General features: G+C 67.9%; 12 protein-coding genes. 1 reads left to right on the top strand and 11 read right to left on the bottom strand.

Features of this window, described 5'->3' with window-relative positions; all coding sequences use genetic code 11:
• Positions 1-143 precede the first annotated feature (143 nt).
• From ACFV15_RS46500 to ACFV15_RS46480, 5 genes are read right to left on the bottom strand one after another with little or no spacing between them, the layout of a single operon-like run.
• Positions 144-1,586, bottom strand: coding sequence for a long-chain fatty acid--CoA ligase (locus ACFV15_RS46500; protein ID WP_378359703.1), 1,443 nt, complete (start codon positions 1,584-1,586; stop codon positions 144-146).
• On the bottom strand, positions 1,573-2,868 hold the full coding sequence (locus tag ACFV15_RS46495; protein ID WP_378359701.1) for an MFS transporter: 1,296 nt from the start codon (positions 2,866-2,868) through the stop codon (positions 1,573-1,575). The genes ACFV15_RS46500 and ACFV15_RS46495 overlap by 14 nt, the downstream gene beginning before the upstream one ends.
• Before the next feature lie 15 nt (positions 2,869-2,883).
• A complete protein-coding gene (locus ACFV15_RS46490; protein WP_378359700.1) occupies positions 2,884-3,336 on the bottom strand; it encodes a MaoC family dehydratase in 453 nt (150 codons plus the stop codon).
• Positions 3,333-4,214 (bottom strand): amidohydrolase family protein, encoded by an 882-nt coding sequence (locus ACFV15_RS46485; protein ID WP_378359698.1) that lies wholly within the window; start codon positions 4,212-4,214, stop codon positions 3,333-3,335. The genes ACFV15_RS46490 and ACFV15_RS46485 overlap by 4 nt, the downstream gene beginning before the upstream one ends.
• Positions 4,211-5,113 (bottom strand): SDR family NAD(P)-dependent oxidoreductase, encoded by a 903-nt coding sequence (locus ACFV15_RS46480; protein ID WP_378359697.1) that lies wholly within the window; start codon positions 5,111-5,113, stop codon positions 4,211-4,213. The genes ACFV15_RS46485 and ACFV15_RS46480 overlap by 4 nt, the downstream gene beginning before the upstream one ends.
• A 98-nt stretch (positions 5,114-5,211) precedes the next feature.
• Between ACFV15_RS46480 and ACFV15_RS46475 the strand changes: the two genes are divergently transcribed.
• The gene (locus tag ACFV15_RS46475) at positions 5,212-6,042 is read left to right on the top strand and encodes a PaaX family transcriptional regulator C-terminal domain-containing protein (protein ID WP_378359695.1); all 831 of its coding nucleotides are present in this window, start codon (positions 5,212-5,214) and stop codon (positions 6,040-6,042) included.
• A 32-nt stretch (positions 6,043-6,074) separates the two neighbouring features.
• Here the strand turns inward: ACFV15_RS46475 and ACFV15_RS46470 are convergent, their stop codons facing one another.
• The 6 genes from ACFV15_RS46470 to ACFV15_RS46445 all read right to left on the bottom strand — a co-directional run.
• Positions 6,075-7,514 (bottom strand): metallophosphoesterase family protein, encoded by a 1,440-nt coding sequence (locus ACFV15_RS46470; RefSeq protein ID WP_378359693.1) that lies wholly within the window; start codon positions 7,512-7,514, stop codon positions 6,075-6,077.
• An 87-nt stretch (positions 7,515-7,601) separates the two neighbouring features.
• On the bottom strand, positions 7,602-8,081 hold the full coding sequence (locus tag ACFV15_RS46465; protein ID WP_378359692.1) for a YbaB/EbfC family nucleoid-associated protein: 480 nt from the start codon (positions 8,079-8,081) through the stop codon (positions 7,602-7,604).
• Entirely contained in the window at positions 8,082-9,143 is a 1,062-nt protein-coding gene (locus ACFV15_RS46460) for a hypothetical protein (protein WP_378359691.1), read from the bottom strand.
• Positions 9,144-9,156: 13 nt separating this feature from the next.
• Positions 9,157-9,522, bottom strand: coding sequence for a hypothetical protein (locus ACFV15_RS46455; RefSeq protein WP_378359689.1), 366 nt, complete (start codon positions 9,520-9,522; stop codon positions 9,157-9,159).
• Between the two features lie 202 nt (positions 9,523-9,724).
• Positions 9,725-10,141 carry a VOC family protein gene (locus ACFV15_RS46450; protein WP_378359687.1) on the bottom strand — a complete coding sequence of 139 codons (417 nt, stop codon included), beginning with the start codon at positions 10,139-10,141 and terminating at the stop codon, positions 9,725-9,727.
• A gap of 66 nt (positions 10,142-10,207) precedes the next feature.
• Positions 10,208-10,427: hypothetical protein (locus ACFV15_RS46445; RefSeq protein WP_378359685.1), on the bottom strand; the 220-nt coding region annotated here is incomplete at its 5' end.

Below are 10,427 nucleotides of genomic sequence, written 5' to 3'. Positions count from 1 at the left end.
GATGCAACGCCGGCCACATTCCCCTGCCCGCACAACCACCACAAGATCAGCAACCACGAAAACGATCACCAGAAAACAACCGGTGGATCCAGGTTCAGCGTTGTGAAAGTGGCGTTCACGCGGACCGGCGCTGGGGACTCGGGTCAGCGGTGTCGTAAGGCCGACTTCAGCACTTTGCCGGAGCCGGTGCGCGGCAACTGGTCCACGACGTCCACATGCACCGGGATCTTGTACTTCGCGAGTCTGCCGAGCAGGTAGGACCGCAGCTCGTCGCGGGTGAGCGTGGCGCCGGGCCTGCAACGCACGAACGCGCGCCCGACCTCGCCCCACTTCTCGTCGGGCACGCCGACCACCGCGACCTCCTCCACCGAAGGATGACCGGCCGCCGCCTTTTCCACCTCTGCCGGGTAGACGTTCTCCCCGCCGGAGATGAACATGTCCTTGAGGCGGTCGACGATGTACAGGTGGCCCTCGTCGTCGAGTTTCGCGACGTCGCCGGTGTGGAACCAGCCGTCGGCCAGCGCGGACGCGGTGGCTTGCGGGTCGTGCCAATAGCCCGGCGTGACGTTGGGTCCTTGGACCAGCACCTCCCCCGGCTCGCCCGGCGCGGCTTCGCCGCCGTCGGCGCGGATGATCCGGATGTCGCCGAAGAACACCGGCACTCCGGCCGAGCCGGCCTTGCGGACGCTGTCGGCCGCCTCCAGGAAAGTCGCGCCCGGCGCGGTCTCGGTGAGGCCATAGCCTTGGCAGAAGACCAATCCTCGGTCCTGGTACTCCCGGATCAGGCTCTCCGGGACGGCCGCGCCACCGCAGAGCAACCGGCGCAGCGACGTCAGGTCCGCGGTCGCCCAGCGCGGTGAGTGTGCGAGCGCCGCGTACATCGTGGTCACCCCGAACATCCAGGTAATCCGGTGCTCCGCGATGAGATCGAAGCAGGTCTCGACGTACCACGAAGCGGTGAGCACGGCCGTGCCTCCTTTGAGGACAGTCGGCAGCAGCGTCTGGGTCAACGCCGCGACATGGAACAGCGGCGCGGACACGAGTGCGACCTCGTCGCTCGCGACGTCGACCCCGGCCAGCAGGTTGACGGTGTTCCACAGCAGGTTGGCGTGACTGAGCATCGCGCCCTTGGGACGGCCGGTGGTCCCCGAGGTGTACAGGATCAGCGCGAGATCGTCCAGGGCGACCGGTTCGTCGATCGGCTCGGGCGAACCCGCGGCCACCCAGTCTTCGTAGTCGTCGAGCGGGATCGTGGGGCACGAGAACTCGCGATCGGAGACCAGCAGCTTCGCACCGGAGCCGGTGAGCATGTGGTCCACTTCGGACTCGGTGAGCCGGAAGTTCAGCGGCACGAACACGCCGCCGAGTACGTGGGTGGCGAACATCGTCTCCACGAACGCCGGATGGTTCGGCCCCAGATAGGCGACCCGGTCACCCGGGTCCACCCCCGCTTTCCTGAGCTGCCAAGCAAGCCGGGTAACCCGAGCCGCCAGTTCGGCATAGGTCGTCGACTGTCCCGAGTAGACCATCGCGGTGCGCTCCGGCGACATCCGCGCGCGCCGCGCCGGCCAGCTACCGAGTCCCATGTTCCGCAAGGCCGGCCTCCTTCCCCGGCATGAGGTCACGTCCGCTGGTTTCCTTGAGCGCCAGCACGCACAGCACGGTGAGCAGGCAGAACGCGGCGAGGCTGTACGAAACCGCCGCCGTGCCGCCGGTGCCGCGCCGCAGCTCGGCGAACAGCAGCGGGGCGAAGCCCGCGCCGAGCCCGGCGAGCTGATACCCGAGCGAAGCGCCGGTGTACCGGTTCGCCGTGCTGAACAACTCCGTGTAGAGCGCGGCCAGCGGCCCGTACATCATCGGATGGATCACGCCCTGGCCCAGCACCAGCGCGAGCACCAGCAACGGCGTGCTCCGCGCGTCCACCATCGGGAACAGCGCGAACCCGAACACCGCCATCGCGACAGCGCCGAGCAGCACGATCGGCCGCCTGCCGAACCGGTCGCTCAGTGCCGACCAGCCGATGATGCCCACGACCGCGCAGGCGGACGAGATCGTCAACGCGTTGAGCACGGTCTGCCTCGGATGCCCGGCCTGCACCCCGTACGCCAGCACGAAAGTCGTCAGCGTCGACTGCGCGACGAACGCGGCCAGCCCGACCCCGACACCGAGCAGCAGCACCTTGGGGTGGTTCCGCAGCACCTCGACGAGCGGCAGCCGCCGCCGATCCTGTTCCACCGCTTGGAAAGCCGGGGTCTCCTCGACCTTCATCCGGACGAACAGCCCGACGCCGAGCAGCGCGACGCTCAGCAGGAACGGCACCCGCCAGCCCCAGTCGAGGAACGCGCGCTCACCCACGATCGAGGCGGTCGCGGTCATGGCCGCGGTCGACAGCAGCATCCCGCACGGCGCACCGGCGTTGGTGAAGCTCGCCCACAGCCCGCGCCGCGACGTGGCGTGCTCGGCGGACATCAAGACCGCGCCACCCCACTCGCCGCCGACCGAGATGCCCTGCACCACCCGCAGCACCACGAGACCGACCGGCGCCCAGCCGCCGATCTGCGCGTACGTCGGCAGCACGCCGATCAGGAAGCTCGACACACCCATCAAGGTCATGGTGAGCATGAGCATCCGCTTACGCCCCAGCAGATCCCCGAAGTGTCCGAAAAGGACACCGCCGAGCGGACGGGCGAGATAGCCGGTGGCGAAGGTCCCGAAGCTGGCGACCGTGGCCACGAGCGGGTCGAGCGAGGAGAAGAAGACCTTGTTGAACACCACGGCCGAAGCGGTGGCGTAGAGCAGGAAGTCGTAGTACTCGATCACGCTGCCGAGGAAGCTCGACGCGACCGCACGGCGGAGTTGGACGTTCATCGGCCACACTCGCATTCAGGCGTAATGCCGGTACACGGCGCGCGCGACGCACGCCGGCTTCTCCCCACCGTCGATCTCGACGGTGAAATCGAGCACCATCTGGACTCCGCCGCCGCTCACCGCGTCGACCGAAACGACCGTGCCTGTCAGCCTGATCTTGCTGCCGACCGGCACCGGGCTGGGAAAGCGCACCTTCTCCAGCCCGTAGTTGACGCTCATCCGCACGCCCCGGATCTCCAGCAGCTCGTTGAACAGCGGGATCAGCAGCGAGAGCGTCAGATACCCGTGCGCGACGGTCGCGCCGAACGGGCCCGCCGCGGCCTTGACCGGGTCGACGTGGATCCATTGGTGGTCGTCCGTCGCGTCGGCGAAGGTGGTGATCCGGTCCTGCGTGATCTCCAGCCAGCCGGTGTGGCCGAGGTCCCGCCCTGCCAGCGCGGTGATTTCGTCGAGCCCGTCGGCGATCATGGCCGCTCCAGCTTGTCGAGTGCGAGCAGTGCCGCCGCGTTGTGCTTGAGGATCTTGGGCCGGACCGAGGGCTTGATCTCCAGCTTCTCGAAGTCGGCGAGCCAGCGGTCCGGGGTGATCACCGGATAGTCGGAACCGAACAGCACCTTGTCCTGCAGCAACGAGTTCGCGTAGCGGACGAGTTGCGGCGGGAAGTACTTCGGCGACCAGCCGGACAGGTCGATGTAGACATACGGCTTGTGCGTCGCGACGGCCAACGCTTCGTCCTGCCAAGGGAAGGACGGGTGCGCGAGGATGATCCGCAGCTCGGGGAAGTCGACGGCGACGTCGTCGACGAGCATCGGGTTCGAGTACTTGAGCCGGATACCGCCGCCGCCCGGCACACCGGCACCGATGCCCGTCTGTCCGGTGTGGAACAACGCGGGCACGCCGAGTTCCTCGATGACCTCGTACAACGGGTACGCCATCGGGTCGTTGGGCGCGAAGCCCTGCACACTCGGGTGGAATTTGAACCCGCGCATGCCGTAGTCCTCGACGAGCCGCCGCGCCTCGCGAACGCCCGCCTTGCCTTTCCACGGGTCGACGCTCGCGAACGGGATGAGCACATCGGCGTACTCCGCGCAGGTCTCGGCGATCTCTTCGTTGGCGATCCGCGGATGCCCGGTGGCGTGCTCGGCGTCCACGGTGAACGTCACCGCCGCCATCTTCCGCGAGCGGTAGTACTCGGCCGTTTCGGCGATCGTCGGCTGCCGGTGCCCCTGCGCGCTGAAGTACTTTTCCGACGCGCCAAGGAGTTCCGGGCTCAGCGAGCCGTGCCCGTCCTTCGAGATCTCGACGTGGGTGTGCACGTCGATCGCGACCAGTTCGTCGAGATTCATGCCCGCCCTGCCTGGATGCCATAGGTTTCCGGAGCGGCGCCGACGCCGGCGTGCCACGAGGCCGCGATCGAGTCGGCCGACCAGCCACCCTCGGCGAACGAGACCGCTTTCTCCTGCGGATGCGACCAGAGCGCGAGCCGGTCACCGCCGATGCCGATCGCTTGCCCGGTGACACTTCGCGCGGCGTCGGAGGCGAGGTAGACGATGAGCGACGCGACGTCCTCGGCCGTCCCGAGCCCCTCGTCCTTGCGCAACCAGTCCGGTAGCGGACCGCCCGTTCGCTCGGCTTCCTCGATATGCGCCGCGAAAGCCGGGATCGTCTTGGTCATCTCGGTCGCGGCGACGGGGACGACGGCGTTGACCGTGATCTCCGCGCGTGCCAGCTCCAGCGCCCAGGTGCGTGCCATCGCGACGATGCCAGCCTTGGCGGCGGCGTAGTTCGTCTGCCCGAAGTTGCCGCGCTGACCGGCGGGCGAGGAGATCAGGATGAGAGTGCCGCCGGTCCCCTGCTCACGCAGGCGGACCGCGGCGGCGCGGGCACAGGTGAAAGTGCCACGCAGGTGCACATCGATCACCGCGTCGAACTCGTCGTCCGACATCTTCCACAGCACCTTGTCACGCAGGATGCCCGCGTTGGTGACCAGCACGTCGAGCCTGCCGAACTCGTCGACGGCCGCGCCGACCAGGCGATCCGCCGTCTCGGCCGAGCCGACCGGCGCGGCGACGGCCACCGCGCGCCCGCCGGACTCGGCGATGTCCTTGACGACCTGCGCGGCGGCTTCGGCGTCCACGTCGTTGACCACGACCGCGGCGCCCGACCTGGCGAGCGCCTGCGCGTACGCCCGCCCCAGCCCCCTGCCGCTCCCGGTGACGATGGCGACCCTGCCCGTCAAGTCCATGAGGTGTCCTTCCGTTCGCGTGCCGCCCAACATACGGCACTTTTGTGACGAACGTCCAGACTCTGCCCAACATCACTGGGAGCGGTTAGGCTGCCCGTGTGACGCACGACGACACCGCTTCGGCGAGGCCGCAGTCCCTGATGCTCAACTTCCTCGGCCTGTACCTGCTCGGGCGCGACACGGCCGTGTACTCGGGAAGCGTGATCGACGTCTTCGCGCGGGTCGGCGTTTCGGAGGAGGCCGTGCGGTCGACGCTGACCCGGATGGTCAGCCGCGGCCTGCTGGAACGGCACAAGCAGGGCCGTCGTGTCTACTTCGGACTCACCACGCACGCCACCGGGGTGCTGCGCGACGGCGAACGGCGGGTCTGGCAGACCGGCGCGGTCAACCGGGACTGGGACGGCAACTGGACTCTGGTCGGCTTCTCACTGCCCGACACCCGCCGCGGCGACCGCCACGACCTCCGCTCCCAGCTGATCTGGGCCGGGTTCGGCCTGCTGCAGAACGGCTTGTGGATCGCGCCGGGCATCCGCGACGCCGCCGCCATCGCCGACCGGCTCGAACTCAGCGACAACGTCACCGTCTTCACCGCCCAGCACGCGAAGCCGACCGACTCAGCCGACCTCGTGCACCGCGTGTTCGACACCGAGACCATCGCCGAGCGCTACCGCAGCTTCATCGCACGCTGGGACACCGAACACCCGCTACCGGAGTTGCCCGACGACCTCGCCCGGCAGCTCATCCTTCATTCGGACTGGCTGCAGCTCGTCCGCCAAGATCCCCACCTGCCCGCCGAACTGCTGACCCCGGACTGGCCTGCCATCCACGCCGAGAAGGTGTTCCAGGTACTGGCCCACCGCTATCTGGAGACGGCGGCCGTCATCGCCGACGAGGTCATCGAGGTCATTCCCGCAGCTCAAGCGTCGTGAGTGGTACGGCCGGTTCTAACCGGTCAAAACACTCACGACCACTTGACGTCGACCTTGTCTTCGATGCTCGGCGTGCCCTCGGTGTCCGCGCTGCCGGTCACGCCGACGCAGTGCAGGGTCAGGCCGTCCGCGCGGACGTCCAGGCGCAGGAAGTGCTTGAACATCGGCGGTTCGTTGAAGTCGAAGAGCTCCGAACCGTAGCGGTGGAAGAGATGCCCGAACCGGATCCGGCCCAGCGCCAGCGCCTTCAGCCGCTGGGAACCGCGCAGCTTCGCGTCGCTCTCACGTCCCGCCTGCGCGTTGATGCCGCGGTGCCGTTCGAAGTACGCGGCCGCCTGACCTGGCTCGACCGTCGCGAGGCCGAGGCCGAACAGCAGCTTGCGGTCGATGATCTGCGAGAACCGGGCGAGCGAGTCACGGCGCAGCGGATAGCACTTGAACTCCGCCTCGGTCACGCCCGCGACGTCGACCTCGGGGATCCAGTGGGTGGCGTGCAGGTAGGCGCCACCGCCGCCGCTGACCACGTACTGGATCACGCGATCGCCGACCCGCACCGGATACCGCTGGTAGTTGTGGGTGTCGCCGCCGATCGCGAGCACGTAGTTCGCCTTGGGGTTCCGCACGATGTCGTCGACGCCGCCGGGCCGGTACTTGCCGTTGACGTAGATCGGCTTGCCGGTGAGCAGGATCTTGGGGCGGTCGTTCTCCAGCGACACCCGCTCGAGCCAGGCGCGCTGCTCGTCGTCGATCAGGCCGCAGATGCCGGTGTCGATGCAGACGAACCGGACCGGGCCCTTGTCGATCGCGAAGTACGGCGCGGGCTGCCTGCTCGTCTGGCGCGGCTTCGACCTCAGCTGCCGGGCTTCTTCGAGCTGCTCGGCGGTCACCTTGCCGTTGCGCCGCCACAGCTTCCTGGCGAACCAGGCGCGCGGGCCCGAGCCGAAATCGAGCTTCTGGTCCGCGTCCTCCAGGCCGCAGAAGACGCGCATGAACCCGCGCAGCCCGTCGTACCAGTCGTGATTGCCGGGAATGGCGTAGAACGGCCAGTCCAGCTCGCGGTACGGGTGAAAGAACTTGTAGTGGTAATCGCCGAGGTCGCCGGTCGGATAAATGACATCGCTGCAGATCACGGCGAAGTCGACATCCGGCTGGGCGCGCAATGCCGGTACGACGGCGTACTGCGAATCGTCGCCCTCGCCGGTGTCACCGACGACCAGCATCGAGAACTCCGTGTCCTTGCCGCGGTCGACGACGAAGTCGCCGCCGGTCGGCTTGGCGAGCTCGACCCAGCGCTTACGTGCCTGGTCGACCGGGTCGATCCACTTGGCGATGATGTCGTTGCGTGACTGCCACAACGTCTTCGGCCGCAGCCACGAATTCGGCTTCGCGCCTGGCGGAACATCGGCCTTCCACTTGCCGGGCTCGGGGCTGTACCAGCCCGCGCCCTCGTCCGAATCCCGTGAAGAGTTCATCGCCGTCACCCTTTCACACCCTCGTGTGAAGAAGTCGTGGGAACGGGCCCGGTGGTTACCTACGGATATCGAATCGGCACCAACCGGTCACCACGCCGGGTCGAAACGCACACCCTTGCCGTACCACTCCTCGTCCGTCTCGGGCGCGGCGTTCACCGGCCGCGGGCTCTCGTCGGAGCGGTCCTTGAGTATCGCTCCCGCCTTGTCGGCGCGCACCGGCTCGGGACGCTCCGCCGCCTGTGGCGTGGGCTCGAACTGCAGGCGCCAGCGCAGGCGGTCCGCCAGGTACCCGGCGTTGCCGAGCGGGCGCATCAGCTCGGCGGTGCGCTCGGCCGATTTCCGTTGCGCGTCAACGTAGGTGCGCACCACGAGGTTCGCGATCTCGTCCGGCGACATCCACCGGACCGCGTCCGAAAGCCGCAGGCTCGTCATCACCCCGTCGGTGTTGACCGAGACGGCGACCGCGCCGCCGGGGGACGCCGAGTCCACGGAGAGCGCGGAAAGCGCGGCCACCATGGCCGCGCGATCCGGCTTCGCCGGCGGTGCGGGGTTCCGCTTGTCCGTCATCTAGTCCAGCGTCCCCAGTTCCATCGGCCCGCTGTGCGTCCTGCCGTCCGGCGCGATGTCGGTGTTCGAGTCGCGGACCCGCTTCTCGGTCTCCTTCGAGGTGCGGTCGGTCTCGAACTTCGACGGGTCGAAGCTGTCGCCGGGGCTGACGTCCGGGGGCGGCGGGATCCTCGGCAGGTCCTTCATGTCGTTGCCGATGCGGTCGGCGAGCGTGTCCGCCGCGTCGGCTGCGGCGTCGCGGATCTTGCCGACGCTCTTCATGAAGTTCGAGTACATCTCCATGCCGCTCTTGCCGCTCGGCTCACCGATGAGCCCGACCGCGGCGCCGATCGCCGACCCGGCGGCGTTGCCCGCGACCAGCGCGCCGTTGGCCGCGGTGAAGATCGCGGCGCCCGCGGGCGCGGCCACGCCGGCGGTCGCGACGGTCAGCAGGCCGGCGATGGCGCCTGCGAAAGCACCCGCGAACACCTTGTACAGCTTGGCGTCATGGGCCTCTTTGGCATCCTTGACGAACTGCTCGGCCTGCTCGTCGAAAGCCTTGGCGAGCGTGCAGAGGTCTTCACGCGCCGACGCGATCGCCTCGCGTGCGGCGACCACGTCGGCCTCGAGCACGGTGATCTTCGACTCGACCCGCGTGTACGCGTCCGCGAGGCCCTTGATGTAGGCCTTCACCGTGTTGGCCGCCTCGCCGCGCCAGTACTCCATCCGCTTCTCGGCCTGGTCGAGCTCGGCCCTGGAGTCGTCCTGCAGCGTGCGCCAGACCTTGTCGAGGTCGTTGATCATGCCCTGCAGGCTGTCCTTGGCGTCGTTCTCGATCTCGGCGTCGTCGAACTCGTGGAAGACACCCACGATGTCCTTCTGCGCCTTGTCGTACCACTCGTCGCCGCCGAACATGATGTCGGAGAACCGCAGGCGTTCCAGCGCGTTCAGCGCCGTCTCGCAGCCCTCGCGCATGTCGCCTTCGAGGCCTTCCATGAGCTTGGTCCGGTCCTCGCGGGAGTCCTTGCCCCAGCCCTGGGTCTGCACGTCCTCGTCGAGCGCGCCGAAATACTCGTCGTCCATGATCCGTCTCCCCCTAGCGCTGCGCGGCCCGGTGCAGGTTCGCCTGCGCGTCGGCCTCGGCCTTCGCGTACATGTCGGCGACCGTGAGCAGCGCGTGGCTGGTGTCGCGGGTGCTCTGCTGCAGTTGCCCGATCAGGTCGAGGATCTGCTCGCGGTGTTTCTCGAAGGCCTGCGACACCGCGGGCATGCCCAGCGAGCGCCCGAAGACGTTGTACACCGGCATCATGGCGCCGATGTCGAAGATCCCGCTGCTCTCCGGCGGAGTCGGGATGTCGAGCTTGCGCACCCCGGCGTGGGCCTGCGCGGCGGCGTCGGCCGCGGCCCCGAGATGCCCGCTGGCATCCCTGAGGTCCTGCAGGTCAGTTTCGAATCCGATCATGTGTCACCTTCGTCGTCCGGCGGGGTGGTCATGTAAACACCGCCGAACGAGTGACAAGGGTGGTTCGCACACATGTCCGTGCCACTGTGGCCAGGTTCACCCGGCACGCCTACACCAAAGGTGGAGAACGTCCTTCTTTCGCTGAAGGAGGGGCCTGATCTCGTTGGTGTCCAACAAGATCAGGCCCCTCGCCGGTCAGCGGTCACGCCTGCTGCGCGGCCACGATGTTGACCATCCAGGTGATGCCGAAGCGGTCGGCGCACATGCCGAACTCGTCGCCCCACATCTGCTTCTCCATCGGCACGGTGATCGTCCCGCCCGACGAGAGCTTCTCCCAGTAGCCGCGCAGTTCGTCCGCGTCATCGCCACTGAGGCTGACGGACATCGTGTCGCTCGGCTTGTACTCGCCGGCCGACGCGGTGTCGGCGCCCATGATCGTGTAGCCGCCGTCGGTCTCGAGCTGGCCGTGCATGATGTTGTTCGCGTTGGGCGCTTCCTTGTCACCGAAGTCGCCGAAGGTGTTCAGCACCAGCGTGCCGCCGAAGACCTCCTTGTAGAACTCCATCGCCTCCCGCGCGTTGCCGCCGAAACCGATGTACGGGTTGAGCCGTGAAGCCATGACAATGCTCCTTAGTCGCGACAGGGGAAGCATCGTCGCAGAGCCGCATGGCCTCGACAACCCGAGTCAGGTGACGTCGCGGCGAATCGTGACCAGCCGGGAGACACCTGCTGTGACCAGGTCATAGGCCAGGAATAACGCCCCGCGGTCCCGGACCGGGAGCCGTTCACCCGGGGGTCGTGAGTGGTACGGCCGGTTAGTACTCCAGCTGTAGTTCGTGATCGGGTGCTGGTTGTTGGTGCCGTCGCTGGTAGTGGCATTGGCGGGCTCGGTGTTGGTGGTGTCG

The organism is Amycolatopsis sp. NPDC059657, assembly GCF_042734395.1.
Lineage (GTDB): Bacteria > Actinomycetota > Actinomycetes > Mycobacteriales > Pseudonocardiaceae > Amycolatopsis.
The sequence above is the reverse complement of the archived record's forward strand: the minus strand, read 5'-3'. Positions and strand labels throughout refer to the sequence as shown.